This window comes from Rhizobium sp. BK312, assembly GCF_014193605.1.
Taxonomy (GTDB): Bacteria; Pseudomonadota; Alphaproteobacteria; order Rhizobiales; family Rhizobiaceae; genus Rhizobium.
This window is the reverse complement of the sequence record NZ_JACHZP010000002.1, coordinates 536,062-559,133: the sequence shown is the minus strand read 5'-3', so window position 1 is coordinate 559,133 and position 23,072 is coordinate 536,062. Positions and strand designations below refer to the sequence as shown.

Annotated in this window: 22 protein-coding genes and 2 pseudogenes; 13 read left to right on the top strand and 11 right to left on the bottom strand. The window is 59.1% G+C overall.

Going from position 1 to position 23,072, the window contains the following annotated elements; genetic code table 11:
- Window positions 1-13 precede the first annotated feature (13 nt).
- The 11 genes from FHT85_RS07220 to FHT85_RS07170 all read left to right on the top strand — a co-directional run bounded on the left by FHT85_RS07220 (window position 14) and on the right by FHT85_RS07170 (window position 11,388).
- On the top strand, window positions 14-1,480 hold the full coding sequence (locus tag FHT85_RS07220) for an FGGY family carbohydrate kinase (protein ID WP_112413069.1): 1,467 nt from the start codon (window positions 14-16) through the stop codon (window positions 1,478-1,480).
- Window positions 1,481-1,501: 21 nt separating this feature from the next.
- Window positions 1,502-2,473: a sugar-binding transcriptional regulator gene (locus tag FHT85_RS07215; protein ID WP_112413070.1), complete on the top strand. Its 972-nt coding sequence runs from the start codon at window positions 1,502-1,504 to the stop codon at window positions 2,471-2,473.
- Between the two features lie 426 nt (window positions 2,474-2,899).
- Window positions 2,900-3,514 carry a cupin domain-containing protein gene (locus tag FHT85_RS07210; RefSeq protein WP_095439014.1) on the top strand — a complete coding sequence of 205 codons (615 nt, stop codon included), beginning with the start codon at window positions 2,900-2,902 and terminating at the stop codon, window positions 3,512-3,514.
- A 121-nt stretch (window positions 3,515-3,635) separates the two neighbouring features.
- Complete coding sequence (locus FHT85_RS07205; protein WP_112413071.1) at window positions 3,636-4,577, top strand: substrate-binding domain-containing protein; 942 nt, start codon at window positions 3,636-3,638, stop codon at window positions 4,575-4,577.
- 94 nt (window positions 4,578-4,671) lie between these two features.
- Window positions 4,672-5,469 (top strand): ATP-binding cassette domain-containing protein, encoded by a 798-nt coding sequence (locus FHT85_RS07200; RefSeq protein ID WP_112413072.1) that lies wholly within the window; start codon window positions 4,672-4,674, stop codon window positions 5,467-5,469.
- A gap of 2 nt (window positions 5,470-5,471) precedes the next feature.
- Window positions 5,472-6,479, top strand: coding sequence for an ABC transporter permease (locus tag FHT85_RS07195; RefSeq protein ID WP_246779927.1), 1,008 nt, complete (start codon window positions 5,472-5,474; stop codon window positions 6,477-6,479).
- Window positions 6,480-6,484: 5 nt separating this feature from the next.
- Window positions 6,485-7,573, top strand: coding sequence for a phosphotriesterase (locus FHT85_RS07190; RefSeq protein ID WP_112413095.1), 1,089 nt, complete (start codon window positions 6,485-6,487; stop codon window positions 7,571-7,573).
- Between the two features lie 26 nt (window positions 7,574-7,599).
- Window positions 7,600-8,370 (top strand): glutamine amidotransferase, encoded by a 771-nt coding sequence (locus tag FHT85_RS07185; protein ID WP_112413074.1) that lies wholly within the window; start codon window positions 7,600-7,602, stop codon window positions 8,368-8,370.
- A 5-nt stretch (window positions 8,371-8,375) separates the two neighbouring features.
- Window positions 8,376-9,290 carry a ribokinase gene (locus FHT85_RS07180; RefSeq protein WP_112413075.1) on the top strand — a complete coding sequence of 305 codons (915 nt, stop codon included), beginning with the start codon at window positions 8,376-8,378 and terminating at the stop codon, window positions 9,288-9,290.
- Complete coding sequence (locus FHT85_RS07175) at window positions 9,287-10,129, top strand: BtpA/SgcQ family protein (protein ID WP_112413076.1); 843 nt, start codon at window positions 9,287-9,289, stop codon at window positions 10,127-10,129. The genes FHT85_RS07180 and FHT85_RS07175 overlap by 4 nt, the downstream gene beginning before the upstream one ends.
- Entirely contained in the window at window positions 10,126-11,388 is a 1,263-nt protein-coding gene (locus FHT85_RS07170) for a Zn-dependent hydrolase (protein WP_112413077.1), read from the top strand. The genes FHT85_RS07175 and FHT85_RS07170 overlap by 4 nt, the downstream gene beginning before the upstream one ends.
- A gap of 242 nt (window positions 11,389-11,630) precedes the next feature.
- On the opposite strand, the gene FHT85_RS07165 is transcribed toward FHT85_RS07170, so the two are convergent.
- From FHT85_RS07165 to msuE, 8 genes are all read right to left on the bottom strand, one after another.
- Window positions 11,631-12,878, bottom strand: coding sequence for an SfnB family sulfur acquisition oxidoreductase (locus FHT85_RS07165; protein WP_112413078.1), 1,248 nt, complete (start codon window positions 12,876-12,878; stop codon window positions 11,631-11,633).
- Between the two features lie 30 nt (window positions 12,879-12,908).
- Window positions 12,909-13,703, bottom strand: a complete 795-nt coding sequence (locus tag FHT85_RS07160) for an ABC transporter ATP-binding protein (RefSeq protein ID WP_112413079.1) — start codon at window positions 13,701-13,703, stop codon at window positions 12,909-12,911.
- A 91-nt stretch (window positions 13,704-13,794) separates the two neighbouring features.
- The gene (locus FHT85_RS07155; protein ID WP_112413080.1) at window positions 13,795-15,132 is read right to left on the bottom strand and encodes an ABC transporter substrate-binding protein; all 1,338 of its coding nucleotides are present in this window, start codon (window positions 15,130-15,132) and stop codon (window positions 13,795-13,797) included.
- 98 nt (window positions 15,133-15,230) lie between these two features.
- Window positions 15,231-16,274, bottom strand: a complete 1,044-nt coding sequence (locus FHT85_RS07150) for a branched-chain amino acid ABC transporter permease (protein WP_112413081.1) — start codon at window positions 16,272-16,274, stop codon at window positions 15,231-15,233.
- Window positions 16,275-16,276: 2 nt separating this feature from the next.
- A complete protein-coding gene (locus FHT85_RS07145) occupies window positions 16,277-17,173 on the bottom strand; it encodes a branched-chain amino acid ABC transporter permease (protein WP_112413082.1) in 897 nt (298 codons plus the stop codon).
- Complete coding sequence (locus FHT85_RS07140) at window positions 17,173-18,090, bottom strand: ABC transporter ATP-binding protein (RefSeq protein ID WP_112413083.1); 918 nt, start codon at window positions 18,088-18,090, stop codon at window positions 17,173-17,175. The genes FHT85_RS07145 and FHT85_RS07140 overlap by 1 nt, the downstream gene beginning before the upstream one ends.
- Window positions 18,091-18,215: 125 nt before the next feature.
- Complete coding sequence (gene sfnG, locus FHT85_RS07135) at window positions 18,216-19,325, bottom strand: dimethylsulfone monooxygenase SfnG (protein ID WP_112413084.1); 1,110 nt, start codon at window positions 19,323-19,325, stop codon at window positions 18,216-18,218.
- 32 nt (window positions 19,326-19,357) lie between these two features.
- Entirely contained in the window at window positions 19,358-19,933 is a 576-nt protein-coding gene (msuE, locus tag FHT85_RS07130) for an FMN reductase (RefSeq protein WP_112413085.1), read from the bottom strand.
- Window positions 19,934-20,251: 318 nt separating this feature from the next.
- Here msuE and FHT85_RS07125 point away from each other — a divergent pair.
- Window positions 20,252-20,945 (top strand): annotated as a pseudogene (locus FHT85_RS07125) (IS6 family transposase).
- Between the two features lie 162 nt (window positions 20,946-21,107).
- On the opposite strand, the gene FHT85_RS07120 reads toward FHT85_RS07125, so the two are convergent.
- On the bottom strand, window positions 21,108-21,341 hold the full coding sequence (locus tag FHT85_RS07120; protein WP_112413086.1) for a hypothetical protein: 234 nt from the start codon (window positions 21,339-21,341) through the stop codon (window positions 21,108-21,110).
- A 303-nt stretch (window positions 21,342-21,644) separates the two neighbouring features.
- On the opposite strand from FHT85_RS07120, the gene FHT85_RS07115 reads away from it, so the two are divergent.
- Window positions 21,645-21,842, top strand: coding sequence for a hypothetical protein (locus tag FHT85_RS07115; RefSeq protein WP_112413087.1), 198 nt, complete (start codon window positions 21,645-21,647; stop codon window positions 21,840-21,842).
- Between the two features lie 313 nt (window positions 21,843-22,155).
- Here the strand turns inward: FHT85_RS07115 and FHT85_RS07110 are convergent.
- A pseudogene (locus tag FHT85_RS07110) lies at window positions 22,156-22,392 on the bottom strand (VOC family protein); the annotation flags it as partial.
- 139 nt (window positions 22,393-22,531) lie between these two features.
- Entirely contained in the window at window positions 22,532-22,924 is a 393-nt protein-coding gene (locus FHT85_RS07105) for a response regulator (protein WP_112413089.1), read from the bottom strand.
- Window positions 22,925-23,072 lie beyond the last annotated feature (148 nt).

Genomic DNA, 23,072 nt, shown 5'->3' with positions numbered 1-23,072 from the left:
TGAGGAGACGACGATGCGGGCAATTCTGGCAATCGACCAGGGTACCACCAATTCCAAGGCCGTATTGGTTTCCGAAGCTGGAGAGATCCTTGCCAGAGGCTCGGCCGCGGTTGGAATTTCCTATCCGCAGCCGGGCTGGGTGGAGCAAGATCCACGCAGAATTTTCGCTTCCGTCTGCGAAGCGATCGAGGCCTGCCTGCCGAAGGCTGGCGAGGTCACCGTCGAGGCGGTCGCTATCTCCAATCAACGCGAATCCGTCACCGTCTGGGACGCCGAAACCGGCGAAGCGCTCGGCCCGGTGCTCAGCTGGCAGTGCCGGCGAACCGCTAGCGATTGCGAGCGCCTGATAGCCGAGGGCCATCTGTCGCGCGTGGAAGCGCTGACCGGCCTGCCGCTCGATCCGATGTTTCCTGGCGCGAAGTTCCGCTGGCTTCTCGACCGTGCTCCAGCCGGCCGGCGGCTTAGGCTTGGGACCATCGACAGCTGGCTCATTCATTGCCTGAGCGGTGGCAGCCGGCATGTCTGCGATGCGTCCAACGCCGCGCGTAGCCAGTTGTTCGACCTCAAACATCAGAAATGGAGCGAGGAACTCGGGGAGATCTTCGGCATCGATGTCGGGCTCCTACCCGAGGTGCTCGACAGTTCAGCCGATTTCGGATCCACGCAAGGGCTGCCCGGCATTGCCGATGGCACGCCGATCCGCGCCGCTATCGGTGATAGTCATGCGGCGCTATTCGGCCACGGCGCCTTTAAACCGGGCGACGGAAAGGTGACCTTCGGTACCGGGTCTTCTGTCATGAAGACGCTGCCCACATTTATCGCACCGCGCAACGGCATCACGACGACCGTTGCCTGGCGGATCGGCGGAACGCCAACCTTCGCTTTCGAAGGCAACATCCTCGTTTCCGCCGCTAGCCTGCCGTGGATGGCGGAGATCCTCGGGCTCGCCGACGTTGCGGCATTGGTCGAACTCGCCGCAACCGCAGAACCGGGCTGCCCAGGCTTCGTCCCGGCTTTCGTCGGCCTCGGAGCACCCTATTGGAACTCGGAGGCGCGGGCTCTTTTTTCGCAGATCAACTTTTCCACGACGAGAGCGCAGATGGCGCGCGCCGTCACGGACTCGATCGCCTGCCAAGTGCATGACGTGATCGCCGCGATGCGCGCCCAAAGCGGAGGCGAGCTCGGCGCGCTCTACGTCGACGGCGGGCCAAGCCAGAACCGCTTCCTGATGCAAAGCGTCTCAAACCTTATCGAGCATGCCGTCATCCAGTGCGAAGCGCCGGAGGCATCGGCGCTTGGTGCCGCTTATCTTGCCGGGCTCTCGTTGGGTCTCTGGAAGGATCTCGACACAATCGCGTCCCTTCCCCGGGCCGTTCGGGCAATCACTCCCGAGGCTCGGGACCGTGCCGGTTTATTGAATACGTGGAATGATGCGCTCGCGCGCTCGACGGCGCGCCCGACACCGGCTAAGTGTGAATAAACATTCAAGCCGGAATTGCCCATGTCCCGCCTCAACGAACTCCGCCTGATTTCGAGAGTGGCCCAGATGTATCACATCGAGGGGCGACGACAGGCGGAAATCGCCCAGCATCTGAGACTGTCGCAAGCGACCGTCTCACGAATGCTGAAACGGGCGGAGGCCGAAGACATCGTGCGCACGAGCGTCATCCCTCCGGTCGGGACTTATAGCGAACTCGAGAGCGGGCTACGCGAAAAATACGGCCTGCCGGAAGCGATCGTCGTCGAATGCACGGAAGATCGCGATGGCGCGATCATGGCGCGCATCGGCGAGGCGGCAGCCCATCTGCTCGAATTAACGCTGTCCCCCGGAGAGATCATCGGGGTCTCGAGCTGGAGCCAGACGATCTTCAAGATGGTCGAAAACATCCATCCGCAGAAGAGCGCTCGGGCAAAATACGTCGTGCAGACGCTCGGCGGGATGGGCGACCCTTCCGTCCAGACGCATGCGACGCAGTTGACGACGCGTTTGGCCCGCCTAACAGGTGCCGAGCCCAAACTTCTTCCTGTTCAAGGCGTGACCTCCTCGCGCGAGGCGAAGCTCCTCATGCAAGCCGATCCCTTCGTTCGCGAGACGATGGACCTGTTTGGCAGCATTACGCTGGCGATCGTCGGTATTGGCGCAGTCGAACCATCGGAGCTGCTCAGCCGATCCGGAAACATCTTCTCGTCACGCGAGCTAGCCGATCTCGCCGAGGCCGGCGCCGTTGGCGACATCTCGCTTCGCTTTTTCGACAAAGACGGAAAGTCTGTGAAAACCCCGCTCGACGACCGGGTCATCGGCCTTCCGCTCGAAGACCTCCACGGCGTCGACCGCGTTATTGCATTGGCCGGCGGCGCGAAGAAGAGCGCGGCAATCGCCGGCGCGTTGCGAGTGGGCGTGATCGACACGCTGGTGACAGACAAATTCACGGCACAGCGGCTAATCGGCCAGGCTGACCAATACCAACCATAGTGTCCGCGGACGTCCGTCCTACCGCTGATTAAATTAGCCGCATTGATGGGATCAGAACCCACAACCCGCCGGTCGAACCTCATCACAGTTTTTCATCGGAATCGGGACGTTCGCGGAATTCTGCTCCTACCTTATATCGACGTAGGGAGACATAACGAAATGTAAGGGGGCATCATGGCGACGCTTTATTTATCTCGCCTGCGCGCCAACCAATCCAGGAAGATCTGAACGTTCAAGGAGATCGCTGGACGGCATACCTGGTCGCCAGAACCTCGGCGCGTGCGTTACTCGGCAAAGGATAGATGGACGCCATGGCCTGAGAGAACCAACTCGACCCGTATGTCGCTGATGTTCGTGATAACTAGACAGACGCGGAGGGCTGGCGTTAAGCTCTGGCTTTGTAACGGCGATACCAGAACCATGAACATGATTGGATCCCCCGGGAAATCGGGAGAAGACAACGAGGAAAAGATACTGACCAATCCGGCGCGGCTTGGAGGCCGTCTGAGGCTTGCCAGGCAAACCCGGGGCTTGACACTCAAGGCTCTCGCCCTGGCTGCGGATTGCTCTGAAAGCCTGCTATCGAAAATTGAAAACGGCAAGGCTTCGCCCTCGTTGCCTATGTTGCATAGACTTGTCGGTGTTCTGGGTACGAATATTGGCTGGATGTTCGAGGAGGCCGACGGTGAAGAGGGCATTGTCTTCCGTTCCGGGACGAGGCCATTGATTGGACTCGACCCTTTGCGTAGAGGGGAAGGCATCTCTCTCGAACGGATAATCCCCTATTCGCAAGGTCATCTGCTTCAATGCAACATCCACCATATCGAGGCTGGTGGCCAAAGCGCCGGGCCGATCCAGCATGTCGGCGAGGAGGTTGGATACGTTCTTGCAGGCGAAATCGAACTTATGGTCGGCGAACGGACATTCCGGCTTTCCGTCGGCGACAGCTTCGTCTTCAACTCCGAACTGCCCCATTGGTATCGCAATGTGGGAGCGGAGCGCGCAAGCATTTTCTGGGTCAATACGCCGGCGACCTTCTAGCGCCGCCACTGTCCTGAAAACGAACTCGCGATCATCTTCAAAACCACCAATTCAAGTTGCTTGACAATTATTCAAGTTACTTGAATACTCCCCTTGCAATCCAAAAACATGGGGAACGATCATGCATCTCAAGAAATACCTGTTCGGCTGCGCGATTGGCGCAACCGTCGCAATTGCCTGCAGTGCCGGCGCCGCGATGGCGAATACGCTGGCTCTCGTGACGATCAACCAGCAGGCTCTCTTCTTCAACCAGATCAATGACGGCGCCAAGGAGGCGGCAAAGAAAGCCGGCGCCGATCTCGTCATATTCAACGCCAACAACGTGCCCAGCGCGCAAAATGACGCCATCGAAAACTACATCACCCAGAAAGTCGACGGCATCATATTGGTCGCCATCGACGTAAACGGCGTGAAGCCTGCAATCACCGCCGCCAAGAAGGCCGGCATTCCGGTCATCGCTATCGATGCACAGATTCCGAACGGCGACAACATCGCCTTCGTAGGTGTCGACAATACCAAGGCGGGGGAGGAGATCGGCAAGTTCTATTCCGATTACGTTAAGGACAAGATGGGCGGCAGCGCCAAAGTCGGCGTCGTTGGCGCACTCAATTCCTTCATCCAGAATCAGCGTCTTGATGGTTTCAAGGCGGCGGTAAAGGCCGGCGGCCAGAAGGTCGACTTCCTCGATACCGTGGACGGTCAGAACGTCCAGGACGTCGCGCTCAGTGCGGCGGAAAATCTCATTACCGCCAATCCCGATATGACGACGCTGTATGCGACCGGCGAGCCGGCACTCCTCGGCGCCGTTGCGGCCGTCACCAGCCAGGGTAAAACAGGCAATGTGAAGGTCTTCGGCTGGGATCTGACCAAGCAGGCGATCGAAGGGATCGATCAGGGTTGGGTGACAGCCGTTATCCAGCAGGATCCGGCCGGCGAAGGCAAGGCGGCCGTCGAAGCGCTCGTCAAGGTGAAAAAGGGCGAGAAGATCGATCCGATCATCAATGTGCCGGTATCCATCGTCACCAAGGAAAATGTCGACAAGTTCCGGGGCATGTTCAAATAGCCCCCGCATCTCGTCACGTCATGGTCGATCGGATCGCATCGACCGTGACGTTGTGGCATCATGGCCGAGGCCATTTCCGCAAGGCAGCACTGATATGACAACCGTTGATACCTACCGCGTCAGGATGACCGGTATTTCCAAACGCTATGGCACGATGCAGTCATTGGACAATGTATCGTTGACCCTGAAGCCGGGCGAGGTTCTTGGTCTCGTCGGCGACAACGGCGCCGGCAAATCGACCTTGAGCAAGGTTCTTTCGGGCGCGGTGATCCCGGATTCGGGAACGATCGAGATCGACGGAAAACCAGTTTCCTTTGCCTCGCCCGCCGATGCGCGCGCCGCGCATCTCGAGATGGTCTACCAAGATCTATCCCTTTGCGACACCGTCGATGTGGCAGGAAATCTCTTTCTGGGGCGTGAGCCGAAATGGAAGCTTGCGGGCGTTCCAATCCTCGACAAGAAGACCATGCATGAACGGGCGCGCCATATGCTGGACGGGCTCGGGATCGTCATTCCGGACACGCATCTGAAGGTCGAGAATCTCTCAGGCGGCCAACGCCAATCCATCGCGATCGGACGTGCGGCGTCATTCAATCCTTCGGTCCTGATCATGGACGAGCCGACGGCTGCCTTGGCAGTTGCTGAGGTCGAGGCGGTGCTGGAGCTCATCCGCACGGTCAGCGGCCGCGGCGTCAGCGTCATTCTGATTACGCATCGGCTGCAGGATCTCTTTCTCGTCTGCGATCGCATCCAGGTGATGTATGAGGGTCAGAACGTCGCCGAGCGCCTCATCGCCGAAACGAATATCGAAGAAGTCGTCAACCTGATCGTCGGTCGCAAGTTCTCCGCGCGCTCGGCCGGCCAGCATACCGAGCGAGGCGCTTCCATATGACCATGACATCCTCTCACGCCCAAACCAGCCCGTCGTCCCGGCTGCGCAAGGCTCGCCTTTATGACAAGGCGATAGCCAATGGCGGCATCGTTTCGATCGCCCTGTTTTTCATCGCGGTCTGTATTTTCTTCTCCGTCTTTACAAACGTTTTTCTGACGGCTCCCAATCTCTTGAACGTGGTCAGACAGTCCGCCCCCTTGTTGATCGTGGCGGCGGCCATGACTTTCGTCATCACGACAGGCGGTATCGATCTTTCGGTCGGATCCGTATTGGCCCTTGCCGCAACGCTTTCGGCCGCCTGCCTTCAGGCTGGAATCGCGTGGCCGATTGTCGTCGTTCTGATGATGCTTCTTGGGGCGGCGACCGGATTAATCCAGGGATATTTCATCGCCTATGAGCGGATCCCCGCCTTCATCGTCACGCTGGCTGGACTATCGGTCATCAGGGGCCTGGCACTGCTTATCACCGGTGGCTACTCGATTCCGGTCGATCCGCAGAGCCCGTTCACCGCGATCGGCCAAGCCTGGTTCGTTGGCATTCCTGCCCCCGCGATCATCGCGATCGTTGCCCTCTTCGCGGCCTATATCGCCTTCAACGAAACGCCCTTCGGCCGCTATGTCACCGGTATCGGTGCCAATGCCGAGGCGGTGCGCCGCGCCGGGGTCAACACGCGGCGCGTCACCCTATTCGTCTATGTGATATCGGGTGTCGCAGCCTCCATCGCCGGCATCATCCTTGCCGCGCGCCTGGGTTCCGGCTCCTCAAATGCCGGGCAAGGCTTCGAGCTTGATGTCATTGCCGCGGTTGTCCTGGGCGGTACGAGCCTGTTCGGCGGGCGCGGTTCGGTCGTCGGAACGGTGCTCGGCGCTTTGACCGTTGCCGTTATCGCCAACGGCCTGATCCTTTCGCACATGTCGCCCTTCTTCACGCCGATCGTAACCGGGGTGATCATCCTCGTGGCGATCTGGTTGAACTTCCGCCTTTTCAAGGGCGCGGCAAGGGGCCGCTGAGCATGATGGATCATCTCTTTGCCGAGGGGGCCAGACCGCGTCATGCCATTGGCGTTCACACCGGATGCGCAATGACCGTGCTCGGCCCCATTGCGGTCGCCGATATGGGCGTGACGCTCATGCATGAGCACATCTTCCTGGATGGAGCGATCTCATGGAAATGTCCTTGCCATCCTGACGAAAAGGCGATCGCCGAACAGCCGGTTGGAATAGAGATCATCGGCGAGTTGCGGATGAACCCCTATATAAACCGCGACAACGTCTCGCTGGACGATCAGGATCTCGCCCTTGCCGAGCTTTCTCGCTTCCAGAAGCTTGGTGGCCATACCGTTGTGGAAACCACCAACTTTGGCATAGGGCGCAATCCTGAACAGTTGCGCCGTATCGCCCGCATGTCCGGCCTTAAGATCATCATGGGAACCGGCTTCTATCTCGAGCATACGCATCCCCTGTGGCTGAAGGACATGGATCTGGACGAGGTCACCGCCTTCATCGTCAACGACGTCGGTGGTGGCGAAACCCAGCCAGACATCATGGCAGGCATCATCGGTGAGGTCGGCGTCAGCAAGGACTTTACGGCCCAGGAGCAAAAATCCCTGAGGGCATCGGCGCGAGCCTCGCGGTTGACCGGCCTGCCATTATCCATCCATTTGCCGGGATGGGAGCGCCTTGCCCATCGGGTGCTGGATGTGGTCGAGGAAGAAGGCGCGGATCTTCGTCACACCGTGCTCTGCCACATGAACCCCAGTCATAACGATCTTCAATATCAAAAGAGCCTGGCGCAACGCGGTGCTTTCCTGGAATATGACATGATCGGCATGGATTATTATTACGCCGATCAGGATGCTCAATCGCCATCGGACGAGGAGAACGCAAGGGCGATCAGAGCGCTCGTGGAGCTGGGCTTTGCCGATCGGCTGCTTCTGTCTCAGGACGTCTTTCTCAAGATCATGCTGACCCGTTACGGCGGCTTCGGCTATGGCTATATTCTCAAGCATTTCCTGCCGCGACTGAAGCGCCACGGTGTCGATCAGCAGGCAATCGACCAAATGCTGATCACCAATCCCCAATCGGTATTTTCCGCCTCGGCCTGAAGGTCGGGTGCATTCAAGGAGCAGACATGAGCAAGAAAAAGGTTCTTCTGGCGGGTGAATCATGGGTTTCGACCGCCACCCATATCAAGGGTTTCGATCAGTTTCCAACGGTGACCTATCATACCGGCGCCGACGAATTGCTGAAGGCATTGAAGGACAGTGCCTTTGACGTCACCTTCATGCCGGCCCATGAGGCGCAGCGCGATTTTCCGCTGACAGCCGAAGCACTCGCAGACTATGACGCGATCGTACTGTCCGATATCGGCGCAAACACGCTGCTATTGCATCCCGATACCTGGATTCATTCCAGGAGGACCCCCAACCGGCTGAAGCTGCTGCGCGATTACGTGACAAATGGCGGCGCGTTGCTGATGTTCGGCGGCTATTACAGCTTCCAAGGCATCAATGGCGGCGCGCGCTATCATAAGACGCCGGTGGAGGACGTGCTGCCGGTAACCTGCCTTGCCATCGATGACCGCGTTGAAGTTCCCGAGGGATTTTCGCCCATCGTAACGGGCAATGACACCCACCCGGTTCTCAAGGGCCTCGGAAAAGATTGGCCCTACCTTCTCGGTTTCAACGAGGTGAAGGTGAAACAAGGAGCTGAAACGCTTGCGACGGTTTCGAGCGAATATGGTTCGCAGCCACTTTTGGTAACCGGCACCTATGGCGCCGGAAAGACACTCGTTTGGACCTCGGATGTCGGTCCACACTGGCTGCCGCCGGAGTTCATTGCCTGGAACGGCTACAAGACGCTCTTCGAGCAGATGCTGGCCTGGGCAACGCTCAAGGACTGACGCCCATGCGCCTCCATGTCGTCGGCAATGTCTGCGTCGATACGAGCTTTCGCCTGCAGCGACTTCCGCGTCAGGGGGAAACGCTCAACGCGACCTCGATCGTTGAAGGCGTCGGAGGCAAGGGTGCCAATCAAGCCGTCGCGGCGGCGCGAAGCGGGGCAGTTCTGTGCTTCTGGAGCGCGCTTGGCGACGACGATATGGCGTGTGGCGTGAGCGAGATGCTGAAGAGCGACCTTGAGGTCGATCGACTGATCCGCCTGCCTCTTTCCACGGACCGTTCGACGATCCTGTTGGAAGAAGACGGCGAAAACGCCATCGTCAGCGCCGTCGCCTGTGCGCGAGCCTTCGATCCGATGCGGCAATCGGCCCTGACGCAGACCTGGCGCGAGGGCGACATCCTTCTGATGCAGGGCAACCTGTCCAGGGAGGTCACCGCCGCCTGTCTGGAACTTGCCGGCAGGTCAGGTCTCAAGACGGTGCTCAATGCCAGTCCGCTGTCGGACATGACGGTCGAGGATCTTGCCGATGTGGATCTTGTCATCGTCAATCAAGGCGAAGCCTCGGCGCTGACGGGCATCGAAAACCCAACGGCAGCGGCAAACCTGCTTTTCGACAACGGAGCGAGAAGCGTCGTCGTGACGCTGGGAAGCCAAGGCAGCATCGTATGGGATCGGGCGGATCACGCACCTGCTATCCTCGCAGCTGCCAAGAGCGCGGTCGTTGATACCAGCGGTGCCGGTGACTGCTTTGCGGGCGTCCTCGTCGGCCTGCTCGCGCAGGGAAAAACCCTGATCGCAGCTGCAAAGTTGGCGACCAAGGCCGCCGCCATCTCCGTCGCCCGTCTTGGAACGCTCGCCTCCTATCCCTCGCGGATGGAAATTTCGGAAATCATCAAGAGATCAGAACTGGAAAACACATGAGTGGGACAATGAAGCCCATCGGGCAGGTAGCTGGAAACGCGCTCATCGATCTTTTCGGGCGCGACAAGGCGATCATCGGTGTCGTTCACCTGGCGCCGCTTCCCGGTGCGCCGCGCTACTCCAGCGAGGAGATTGAGACTGTCTACCAACGTGGACTTGACGATGCCCGCGCCTACCTTGCAGGCGGCTGCGACGCCGTGATTATCGAGAACCATGGCGATATTCCTTTTTCCAAGCCCGATGATATCGGCCCGGAAACCTCGGCCTACATGGCCGTCATCTCCGATCGCATTCGCCGCGAACTCGGCGGCCCGATCGGCATCAATGTTCTTGCCAATGCCGCCATTCCGGCGCTTGCAATCGCCAGTGCGGCAGGTGCGGGCTTCGTGCGCGTCAATCAATGGGCAAACGCCTATGTCGCCAATGAAGGCTTCATCGAGGGAGAAGCCGCACGCGCAATGCGCTATCGCGCACGGCTCAATGCCCATGGCATCCGCATCTTCGCCGATGCCCATGTCAAACATGGAGCGCATGCCATCGTTGCGGACCGACCGGTCGAGGAACAGGTCAAGGATCTCGTCTTCTTTGACGCGGATGTAATTATCGCCACAGGGCAAAGGACAGGGCATGCAGCCGATCTCGATTACATCAGAATGATCAAGCAGGCGGCGGGCCTGCCGACGCTCGTCGGCAGCGGTGTGACGCCGGAAAATGGTAACGACATTCTGTCGGTAGCCGATGGCGTGATCATAGCAAGCTCACTGAAATATGATGGCGTCTGGTGGAACCCGGTCGATCCGCAACGGGTAAAAGACTTCGTGACAGGCATCCATCGATGACGTCATACCCAAAAATCAATGCGCGGCGTCTGTTGCAGCGCATTGCCGATTTTGCAACGATAGGAGCAACGCCAGCGGGAGGGGTGAACCGGCAAGCGTTGAGCATCGGGGATAGGACGGCCCGGCGCCGACTTGCGGAACTGGCCGTTGCCCGCGGTTTCAACGTCCACCAGGATGCGATTGCCAATCTGTTCATCCGGCGTGAGGGACGTGATCCTTCATCGCCACCCGTCTTGATCGGCAGCCATCTTGACAGTCAGCCCACGGGAGGCAGGTTTGACGGTGCGCTTGGCACGCTGTCCGCCTTCGAGGTATTGGAAGCCCTTGAGGATACCGGAGTCGATACAGAACGATCCGTCGAAGTTGTGTCTTGGACCAACGAGGAAGGTAGCCGCTTCTCTCCCGGCTGCATGGGATCCATGGCCTTTATTGGTGCGGGAGACATCGCCGGATGGCAGGATACGCGCGGCACCGACGGGGCAAGACTTGGCGATGAATTGGCGGCGACATTGAAGGCACTGCCGGAAGCAAGGATGCGGCCGGTCGGCCATGCCGTGTCTGCCTTCGTTGAGGTGCATATCGAGCAGGGACCCGTGCTCGAGCGCGCGGGCATCCCGATCGGCCTCGTCACCGGCGTACAGGGAACTAGGTGGCTCGTGGTTTCCTTCAGCGGCGAGGCGGCCCATGCTGGCACGACGCCGCTGGAATTCCGTAAAGATCCCATGGCGGCCGCCGTCGCGGCGATTGCGCAACTGCAGCTGGTCGTCATGCCAGCCGATCCGATGGCGAGGCTGACCGTTGGCCGAATGAGTGTCGAACCCAGTTCCGTCAACGTCATTCCGAGCAGGGTTACATTCACGATCGATATCCGACACCCGCAGGAAGACGTACTTTCTTCCATCGAGGCTCAGATCGATGCAGAATGCCGCGCGTCGGCGACGCATCATATGGTGGAAGTGCATATCGAAAAACACTTCGACTTGGCACCCGGAAAGTTTGACGTGGCAATTGTCGATGTGATCGACAACGCATGCGAAAGGCTAGGCGTTTCCAACATGAAATTGGTCTCAGGCGCTTTTCACGATGCACTTTTCGTCAGCAAAGTTGCACCGACTGCGATGATCTTCGTTCCATGCCGAGACGGTATCAGTCACAACGAAGCTGAATTCGTCACCTCAGAGCATATCGAGATAGGCGCAAAGATCCTGCTCGAGACTGCTCTATCTCTAGCTCGGGGACCAACCCTCGACGCCCCTTAAAGGTGGCCGAAGATAGCAACACGACAAGAATAAAACTGAGAGATGCGAACACGTGCCCGGGTTAGCCGCCACGATTTGAACTACCTCGCTGCATCGCCTTGAAGAGTACCGAACCCGGGCTCAGCGGGAACTCCGAATTATCAAGGCTTAAGCGTTCTAATTTGCTCCTGTTCACATTGCTTTGCCATGAATCTACGGGAGGTCTCTCGCGCCGCGGCGGCGCGAGAGACCTCTTTGGATCGTCAACTCCACGCATGCAGCGGAGGATTTTCGCCGTTCAGGAAGTATCTTCCGAGAATGGCGTACTTCCATCGCACAGGGTCATGGAGCGTGTGCGTGCGGGCATTGCGCCAATGGCGGTCGAGATTATGTTCGGCAAGCGTCGAGCGGGTGCCCGCCAGCTCGAACAGCTTGTTGGTGGCCGCGATCGCGATTTCGGTCGACAGCACCTTGGCTTCCGCCGTCGCGATCTGCGCCTCGGCGACGGTATCAGCAGTCGGGTTCAGCACCGCCCGGTCGATTGCGTAGCCGGCCTTTTCCAGAAGCGCTTGCGCCGCATGCAACCGCAGCGTCAGATCGCCGACCGCCTGGATCGTATAGGGATCGTCCCAGGCGTTGTCGACGCTGCTATCCACCCAGGCGCGGCTCTTGGTGCGCACGAAGGAAACCGTCTCATCGATAGCTGCCTGTGCGATGCCGGTATCGACCGCGACCTGGATGATCTGGAAGATCGCGCCATCGGCCGTCGGCACCTCATAGCCCTTGTATCCCGGCACGAGATGGGTCTTCGGCACCTTGACGTTATCAAGCAGCACGGTGCCGGAGAGCGTCGTGCGTTGGCCGAAGGAAGACCAGTCGTCGATGACGGTAAGGCCGGGCGCGGCGCGCGGCGCAATCGCATACCAGGCCCGCCCCTCGCCATCGAGTGCAACGATCGGCACCAGATGCGCGAGCAATGCGCCGGAGGAGTAGAACTTGCGCCCATTGACGACGACATGGTCGCCGGCATCGGTGAAGCGCGTCTCGAAATCGACCGCCCGCTTTGAGCCGAACTCCGAGAAGGCATTGCCGAAGCGCGTGCCTTTCAGAACCTCGGCGAAAAGCAGCTTTTGCTGCTCCGCGTCCGACACGGTGCGGATCGCAGCCACCACGCCCAGATGATTCTGGGCGATCTGGCCGATCGAGGAATCCGCCGCCGATATGATTTCGATGACCTTGGCAAGTGTTGCGTAGGAAACCTCCGGGCCGCCGAACGCCTTCGGCACGTTGATGGACCAGAGGCCGCTTTGAGAGAAAGCATCCAGCTCGGCAACCGGCCAGATCCGCTCGCGGTCGCGTTTGGCCGATTCCTTGACGAACTCGGCGGCAAGCCCCCTGGCAACGGCAATCGCCTCGGCATCATCCTTGATGACATGGGCAGGTGCGGTCGGACGAGGTATGGCCGGTACGGCCTGAACGGCGTTTTCTGTATTAACCTGTGAGAGCGTCATGCTGATTTCTCCTCATTGAAGATGGACGGGTCAGGCGGATGGAAGGCTTGCTGGCGTCAGGGCAGGCGCGGGAGCCGATTTCTGGCCGAGATAAAACGCCTTGACGTCATCGCGCTGGCGCAGCTCGGCTGCCTCTCCGGAAAGCACGGCGACGCCGTTTTCGAGGACGGTCGCCCTGTCGGCATAGCGCAGCGCAATCGCTGAATTCTGCTCCGCGACCAGAATGGAAAGGCCGGTTTCAACGTTCAGCCGCCGCAGCGTCTTGAAAATGTCCTGTACGACGATCGGCGCGAGGCCCATGGATGGCTCGTCGAGGACCAGGAGGGCCGGACGCGACATCAGCGCGCGGCCGATAGCCGTCATCTGCTGTTCGCCGCCGGAGGTCAGGCCCGCCAGAGCGCGGCGTTTTTCCTTTAGCCGGGGGAAAAGCGCGTAGATTTTCTCCAGGTCGAAGGCGATTTCGGCGCGCGAACCGCTGCGGCCGAGGCCACCGGAAACGAGGTTTTCCTCGACGGTCAGATTGCGGAAGCAATGCCGGCCTTCCAGCACCTGTACGAGACCGGCGCGCACGAGTTGGGCCGGTGTTGCCGTCGTGACATCACGGCCTTCGTAATGGATGCCGCCGGCGGTGATTTCACCACGTTCGGCGGGCAGCAGGTTCGAAATAGCTTTGAGCGTGGTCGTCTTACCAGCGCCATTGGCGCCGAGCAAAGCAAGGATCTCACCGCGATGCAACGTGAAGCTCACACCATGGAGCGCGGTGATCGCCCCATTATAGGTCGCCTTGATACCATCGACGCTTAGCAGAACGTCTTTTGCAGCCATGGTCCACCCGATCTCTGTGTGGTTTGCGGGGCAGCCGAGCACAGACAAGAGACGGAAGAACCCGCCTCTTGCCGATACCCGGCCACTGGGCTCAGTTCGTCACAGTGGCCTGAGCATCCTCAGCCGTGCGCAACTTGATGCCCTTTTCCTTGGCATAGGCCTCGGAGGACTTTTCGATGATCGGCCGCAGCAGCGCCCAGTCCGGCGCGATCCAATCGGAGACGACGTTCCATTTCTTGCCGTCCCACTGCTGGAAGGTCACGTATCCGTTGCCCTCGTGATCGTCCCAGGTGACGTTGATCGAGTGGAAGAGACCCTTGGCGCCAAGCGCTTCGACGCGGGCCGGATCAAGCTGCAGATGTTCGAAGCCCCAACGGACTTCATCGCCGGTCAGCGTACGATGGCCAAATTTCCCCTGAGCGATACGGATCGCCTCGACGTTCAGGATGCCGTTGACGATGCCGAGATTGTGGTAGACCGAGCCGATGCGCTTCTTGTCCTCGAGATTGCCCTTGCCGTTGTCATAGAGGGTCTTCACGATCTCCTGGACGATCGGATATTCGGTGCCGGAGGCCTGCGTCGTAATCGCGGTATATCCCTTGGCCGCATCGCCCGCCGGGATCACGTCTTCTTCCGAGTTCGACCAGACATTGCCGATGATGTGGTCAGCCGGGAAGCCGGTCTTCGCGGCGGTTTTCAGGGCAACCGGGTTCATGACGCCCCAACCGCGCAACACGACGTAATCCGGCTTGGCGCGACGGATCGTCAGCCATTGCGCCTGCTGCTCGTTACCGGGATGCGGCACTTCGATCTGCTGCAGGTCGAAGCCGTATTTCTGCGACAGCAGCTCGTAGATCGGAATGGTCTCCTTGCCATAAGGCGAGCCGTGATAGAGCACGACGATCTTCTTGCCCTTCAGTTTATCGACACCGCCGAGCTTCGAGGCGATGTAGTTCACGATGCCCGAAGTCTCGCTATAGGGATTGAGGAGCAGCGGAAAGACATAGGGAAAGACGCGGCCATCGGTGGAATCCGTGCGGCCGTGGTTGATGGTGATCAGCGGCACCTTGTCCTGGGTAATGCGGTCGATCATGGCATAGGCGATGCCGACGGAAAGCGGGTTCCAGGCGGCGATGTTCGGATTGCTCTTCAGGCGCTCATAGGCCTCGACGCCGCGCTCGACTTCATACTGGGTTTCCGCTTCCGACCAAGTGAGCTTGACGCCGTTGACACCGCCGTCACGCGTGTTGATGAGGTTGAGATAGTCGATGAAACCGCCGAAGAAGCCGGTACCGCCGGCCGCATAGGGTCCGACGCGGTAGCTCTGCAGCGGGAAATATTGTTCGTCTGCATGCGCCGCCGGTATGGCGGCCGAGACGGCCAGGCCGGCCGCGATGACAGCGGCTTTGAGTTTCGCAATCATAGTCATGTCTGGATACACCCCTGGTGTTGTCCGGCGCGAAGACCGGATCTGGTTTGAATGAATGATGCGTTTGTTGGTCTTGGGAGCTTGCGCTCCAGCTTGACTCAGGCGGCGCTGCTGACGGCAGAGCCGAGCCGTTTTCGGATCTTGCCCCAGAGCGAGGAAAGCCCGTCCGGTTCGAGGATCAGAAACAGGATGATCAGGGCGCCGAGTACGATGCGCTGACTCATATCGAGCACACCGGAATCGAATAGGTCGCCAAGCAGGAATGAGCCCAGGCGGGACAGGACGAGCGGGAAGATGACGATCAGCGCCGCGCCGAAAAAAGCGCCGCGGGTCGAGGCGAGCCCACCGATGATGATGATGAACAGGATCTGGAACGACCGGTCGAGATTGAAGCCAGCCGGCTCCACGGTCCTCAGATAGGCGAAGGCCCAGAGAACGCCCGCGACAGCAATGATGAAGGAGGAAATGGCAAAGGCGAGCAGCTTGGTCTTCAGCACCGGCACGCCGATGATCCGCGCCGCCGTCTCATTGTCTCTAACTGCGATGAAGTTGCGGCCGGTCTGTGAGGTCGCAAGCCGATGGGCAAGGAAGGTCAGCACCACGACGACCGTGAGCGAAAATAGATAACGGCCGACAGGACCTGTGAACTCCACGCCCGCCAGCGTCAGCGGCGGTGCATCAATCACACCGGAGGCAGAGTCGTTGGAAAGCCAACTGAACTTGGTCAGCGCCCATTGCACGAAGAATTGCGCGGCGAGGGTCGAGACGGCGAGATAGAAGCCTTTCAACCGGAGACTCGGAAGGCCGAAAACGATACCGACCGCCGCCGCGCAGAGACCGGCCAGCAGAATGCTGACGATCAGCGGTAGGCCATCAACGCGCAGATTGAAATTATAAGCGGCGAATGCGCCGACAGCCATGAAGGCGGCGCTCCCGAGCGACACCTGGCCGGCATAGCCCGTGAGCAGGTTCAAGCCGACACCCGCCAGACTAAGCGCTAGGAACGGCACGAGGATCGCCTCATAGAGATAGGTCGAGCCGATGATTGGAATGACCAGATAGGCAAAAGCAATCAGGGCTGCCGGCGCCAGCCAGCGATAGGATGGCTGCGTGGAGTGAAGATCGGTGGTGACGACGGCCATGGTTAGACCCTTTCCACGAGCTTTTGTCCAAAAAGACCGGACGGACGGATGAGCAGGAAGGCGAGCGCCACGACATAGGCAAACCAGCTTTCGATACCGCCGCCGAAATAGTCGCCGATATAGACTTCCGCGAGCTTCTCGGTCGCGCCGATCAGCAGGCCGCCGACAATCGCGCCCAGAATGGAATCGAAGCCGCCGAGCACGAGGACGGGAAGCGCTTTCAACACGACCAGTGACAGCGAGAACTGCACGCCGAGGCGCGCGCCCCACAGCAGACCCGCAACGAGCGCCACGATGCCGGCGGCAGCCCAGACCGTCGCCCAGATCCAGGGCAGTTTCAGTCCGACGGCAAGGGCCGCAAACTGATCGTCCGCCACGGCTCTGAATGCCAGGCCGATCCGTGTGTAGCGGAAGAAGATTGACAACAGCAGCACCATCCCGGCCGCAACCGCGGCGGCGAAAATGTCGAACTGGCTGACAAGCACGCCGCCGAAATCGAGGGGAAGATCCTCGATACCGAGGTCAAGCCCATGGACCTGCGTGCCCCAGATCAATTGCGCCGCGCCCTCGATGATATAGGAGAGCCCGAGCGTCGCCATGAACAGCGTGATCGGCGGCTTGTTGGTCAGCGGGCGCAGCACGGTGCGTTCGATGGCGACCCCGATCAGCACCATCACCGCGAAAGTGATGACGAAGGCCAATGCGAAGGGTACACCGCGTTCGACAAGGCTGACGAAGGTCAGCGCTGCAAACAGCAGCATCGACCCTTGAGCGAAATTGAGTACGCCCGAGGTTTTGTAGATCAGCACGAAGCCGATCGCGACGAGCGAATACATGACGCCGGACAGCAAGCCACCGACCAGCACCTCAATGAAAAACGACCAGTCGAAATCCGCCATCAGATGCCCTCCCCGTCTTCGTTTTCCGGCGCAACGCCGAGATAGGCATCGATGACGCGCTGGTCCGTGCGGATCTCGTCCGGCGTCCCGTCGGCGATCTTGCGGCCGTAATCGAGCACGGCGATCCGGTCCGAGAGCTGCATGACCACGCCGATATCGTGCTCGATAAGGATCACCGTCGTCTCGTATTGATCGCGCGCGGCTCGGATGGAGTCCGCCATGTCGTTCTTCTCCGTCGCCGTCATCCCCGCCATAGGCTCGTCCAGAAGTAGGATTTTCGGCTGGGCCACGAGAGCACGGGCAAGCTCGACGCGCTTTTGCAAACCATAGGGCAACGTCCCCGCCAACCGGTCGCCGACATGGTCAAGATGCAGGAATTCAAGGATGTCGATTGCACGCTCGCGCATATCCGCATTTTCGCGTCGCGCGCGAGGAAAGCCCAGAACCTGCTCGGCAAAGGTCGAGCGCACCCTATGCGCCAGGCCAGCGACAACATTGTCGATGACGCTCAAGCCCTTGAACAAGGCCAGGTTCTGGAAGGTTCGGCTGACGCCGAGGAATGCCAGTCTTTCGGTCGGGACATGCCGATACGAGGTGGAGCCAATGCGAACATGCCCCCTGTCGGAGCGATAGACACCGCTGATGACGTTGATCAGCGAACTCTTGCCGGCCCCGTTCGGCCCGATGACCGCGCGAATCTCGCCCGGCTTGACCGACAGATCGACGTCAAGCAGAGCCGCAACGCCGCCAAACGAAAGGCTGATCCCGTGCAACGCGAGGCCACCGGTATCCTCTGACGCGTTCAGCACACTCTTTTCATCCAGTGAAGGCGAAGAGCTGCGGTCGATCTGTTCGACCGCATCCTGCGACGAAGCGCCGGTTGACGGCAGGTCGAAGGAATAACTTGCGGCGGGCATTCGCTGTCCTCCATACGACTCTCAGGGGCCGCGCAAACGCGGCGCACACTTCCCCGCTGCATGGACCGTTTCCGGTCCACGCTCTCATGATCGGTCTCTTGCGAGAAATAAGGGGCTGGCTGGCCTTATTCGGCCGCCACCGCCTGCGCGCTAGCGGCTTCTTCGAGTTCACGAACCAGCGGGATCACGTGCTTGCCGAAATATTCGACCTCTTCCTGGAAGTGCAGGAAGCCGAGCAAGATCAGGTCCGCCCCCGCCCGCTTCAGCTCGACGACCCTCTCCGCGACCTGTTGCGGTGTGCCGATAAGGTTTGAGCGGAAGCCGTCATTGTACTGAACGAGATCCTCGAAGGAGGATTTTGCCCAGTTGCCCTCGCCTTCCGGCGAGGACTTGCCGGCATTCTTCACCTCATGACCGAAGGCTTTCACCGCATCCGGGTTGGCTTTCTCGATGATCTCGGCAAGAACAGCCTTGGCTTCCTCTTCCGTCTCGCGGACGATGGCGAAAGCATTGACGCCGACGCGAACGGAATGGCCATTTTCCCTCGCCTTCGAGTTGAGGTCGTCAACCTGCTTGCGGATCTCGGCCGGCGTATTGCCGTTGGTGAAGTACCAGTCGGAGACACGCGCCGCCATGTCGCGGGCCGCCCGTGAAGAACCGCCCTGGAAAATCTCCGGCTGCGGGTCGATCGGTTTCGGCTTCAGCGAATATTCGTTGAAGCGATAGAAGTCGCCGCGGAAGGTGAAGTTGTCTTCGGTCCAGATGCCGCGAAGCGCGCGGATGAATTCTTCCGATCGGCGATAGCGCTCGTCGTGATCGAGCCAATGCTCGCCGATTGCCGCGAACTCACCGCGAAACCAGCCGCTGACGATATTGACGGCAACGCGCCCGTTGCTCAGGTGATTGATGGTCGCGATCTGCTTTGCCGCAAGGGCCGGGTTCCAAGGGCCTGGCAGGATCGCCGCTATCACCTTCAATGTCGTTGTCGATTCGAGCAAAGCGTGACTGAACGAGACGGACTCATGCTGAAACTCCGCCCCATAACCTGCCGTGAAACGGATCTGGCTCAGGGCATATTCGAAGCCACTGGCTTCCGCGATCTGCGCGAGCTTTCTGTTATACTCGATGGTCCAGCTCGTGCGCTGCTCAATGTTCGAGATCACCAGGCCACCCGAAACATTCGGCACCCAATAAGCGAATTTGACCGGCCCGTTCGAGGCGTTTGAAAAAGGCATGTGAGGCTCCCTCTTGAATTTCGTTCTATGGACTAAGCGGCTAATCCGCTGCGCTTCTCAGGGGCAGCGAGCGCTCCTGTGTCGAGCGCCGGCGTGATAGCCGCAACCTCGTCGATTGCTCTATCAATGCGCTCGAGGACCGCAGGATTCCTGAGTTCGTGATCAGTAAAGTCGGCCTCTAGCGCATAAATCGCGGTCGGAACGGTCATCGCATTGAAGAAGCCGAAGAGCGGTCGCAATTGGTGCTCAAGCATCAGGCCGTGTAACGGCGTGCCGCCGGTTGCGGCTAAGACGACGCGCTTGCCCGTCAGCGCTCGATAATCGACAAGGTCAAACAGATGCTTCAGCGCGCCGCTAAAGGACGCGCGATAGACGGGCGATCCTACGATGATGATATCGGCGCCTTCCACCGCGGCAACGATCACCTTGCCCTCGACATCGAGCTGATCCGCTCTGAGCGCCCGAAAGAGCACGGGCGCTGCGTCGACGAGCTCGATGGACTGTACATGGCCACCAATGCGCCTTCGCAGGCGATCAGCGGCGAGGTTCACCAAAGACGCCGTCCTCGACGGTGTTTTGACATTTCCACTCAGCGCGAGGATGTTCATGACGACAACGTGCCCAGTTGATTAGATAATTTACACTATATTTTTAGTAGATTTTAGACAGGCAAAGATGTTCTAATCTTCAAAGAAAATTGGATTGAATTGCTGTTTCCAGCAGCGAATCATCGGAATAATTTTCTCTGGCGCTAAGTGTCATCCATAGCAGCCGGGCGCTAGGCCGCAGCGAAATCCGGAGCAGATTGTTATGCGAGAACCTGGAAAGCTCAAACTCGGATGTCGAATTGCGAGACTTCGATCAGAACACTGACGGGTGCTGTCACGTTGATTTCGGTTTAATGGTTGGCCGTTAGGTCGGGCAGGATGAGCTTGCCGACCGTCAATGATAAGCACTACCGTTTTTCGTCACAGGTCATCGCTCGGGCAGTTTGGCTGTATTTCCGGTTCCCACTGAGCCTGCGATTGGTGGAGGAGATGCTGTTGGAACGCGGCGTCGTCATTTCCTATGAAATCAGCCGCCGATGGGGCCGGAAATTCGGCCCCGCCTATGCGCGGCAAGAAACCGTCGCATCGTGACATCTGGCATCTGGATGAGGTCATGATAGCCATTGGCGGGCGAACACCTTGGCTTTGGCGCGCGGTTGACCAGGATGGTTATGGTCTCGATGAGATCGTTCAAACCCGCAGGAACACAAAGGCGGCCAAGCGGTTGCTGATCCGGCCGCTGAAGAAACAAGGTCTCGCACCCAAGCGCATCATCACCGACAAACTGCGCTCATATGGTGCGGCCAAGCGCGACGTCATTCCAGCCGTCGAACACCGATCCCACAAGGGATTGAACAATCGAGCGGAGAACTCGCATCTACCTTTGCGAAAACGAGAGCGAATGATGCAGGGCTTGCGATCGCCTGGAGGTCCGCAGCGGTTCATCGGCATATTCTCGACGCTGCGAAATCTCTTCATCCCACCCAGCTCCAAAAACTCGGCGCTGGCCATCCATATCCACCGCCTCAAGGCCATGGCGGAATGCAAAGCCGTGACCGGAATGTGGGCGTAAATCAGGTCACGCTGCTCAATGCTGACCTTTTCAAACAACGTGACAGCACCTACCGGGAGTTTGACGCTACACCTTATGCTGTGCCGATATGGGCTCCCGGATACCAGTCAGCCCAGGCCACGAAGCAGAAATGCGAACATGATCGTCGAGATCGGTTCCGCGTCACGAGGTAGCGAATTTCACGGTCACCCCGCGTTGACGAAAATAGGCCTGCATGAGCTTCCTGCCTGAACGATTGTTCTGCACCAGTTTAGCCGGGTCGAATACGGCGTCCTTCAAACCCGCCCGCGCCAAGGCTGCCTTGAGGGTCACGATATGCAAGTCGATGTCGGCATTGTCTGCCTGGAGCGATTCATAAATGCGGTTGATTGCGTCTGATACGGTCAGTTCGGTCACTCGGATGCTCCTGTTGTGGCTTCGCTCGTTCTTACCAAATTTCTCGGCGCGACCTTATTGTGGTGAAGTACGTCCTCGTCAATGAGTAGCGACGGATTAAAAACGCCGCATACGCTGTTCGAGATGAGCCAGACAAGCCGACCAGCATACCGGCCCCGGGCTTTTCACGCTCCTGACAATCAGAAGCGGTCCTAATCTCGATTATTGAAAAGCCACAAGGAAAGTTTTAGTTTCTAAGTGAATTCCCAATCCATGCTCAGGAGATGGCGAAGGGTGGTCAATAGATACTCTCGCACCAGAGATATGTCCCTGGATTCCGAGGCGCTCGATACCTGTCAACACGTATTTGACGCCATCCTTGCCGAACTAAGCATTAATCGCGAAGCCGAAAAGGCTGAGGACATTGCCGCCTTTGTCATCAAGCTTTATCAGCAGGGCGTCCACGATGAGAAAAAGCTCTTCGAGCTTGGTATGAGCGCCGCCGATCATCTCGGAGACTAAGCAGTGCAGGCCTCATGTCCATGCCTATATCTCGCGTGATCCTGATGATGAGAAGATTTTCGTGTCGGCAGCCGAGTACTCCACGTTGAGGAGCTTTGCCATATCCTCGGCGAGACGTTCGCTGAGACCGGCAAGAATAACGTTGTTGTAAGCCGCAACCCGACCTGTGCTTGCGTCGAGGACAGACCAAGACCAAGCGGTGTCGCGCACGGCGCAATATCTTGCAGGCCCCATCTTAGACCTCCGAAATTCATACCGCTTAAACCCCTCCCGGTGGTCTGAGGTTCCCACGTGGGACGCGGGCAACGACCTATCATTTCGTCGGCTGAGACCTCGCGGTCAGCTTGTTTCCGTCAAGATCGCGAAGATATGCGACGAATGCTCCATTTGGGCGCTCCGCGGGCGGGCTCTTAAATGCCGCACCACCATGTGCGACACCGGCGGCATGCCACGCCAGAACATGGCCGGGGCTTGCGGCGGCGATACCGATCGCCCCACCGTTGGCAGCGGTCGCGGGCTTACCGTCGATCAGTTTCGTGATCATCAGCCGATGGGACCAGAATATCTTGGCCGGCATGAACAAGTCCGAAATTGGCGTTAGCGATTGCGGAACGCTTCTCCTTGTCCATATCATGGTCGGATCAAGCAGTGGGATACATTTTTACGGGGCGGCACCGGCGACCCGAAGACTACGCCTGAAGGCGTTTCAGGCAGGGGGGTGCCGAAGCGGGTTCGCCCCTGCGGAGCGCAGCGGCATACTCTATCGTGCTGAGTAGATCGGTGGCGAAGACGGGCTTAACCAGAGCCCCGATGGCGTGAGGATCAGCAGCGACGATTTCCGGATTGGCGGTTGCGAATATGACGGTAACACCATGCGCTTGGCTTAGGTACCCGGCCAATGAGGGACCCGTCTGACCATCACTGAGATGAACATCGACGATGGCGATATCGGCGCCAATTCCCAACTCGGTAGCATCCTCGCTATTGCCGACTGGCCCTGCAACGTCATAGCCGGCTGAGCGCAGTACAGATTCCACATCAAGGGCAATCAGAACTTCATCTTCAACAACCAGGATTCGCATGAATGCCTCGTCAAGATCCTTATGCGATTTGTCGGATCGCTGGCCCGGCCGGAGGGTAAATAGCGCCGGATCGGCAGCTGTCCACCTTCGTCAGGAAGTCCGGCAAGCGGCGGCGCATTTGGGTCATTCCAACATCACGCCAATAGAA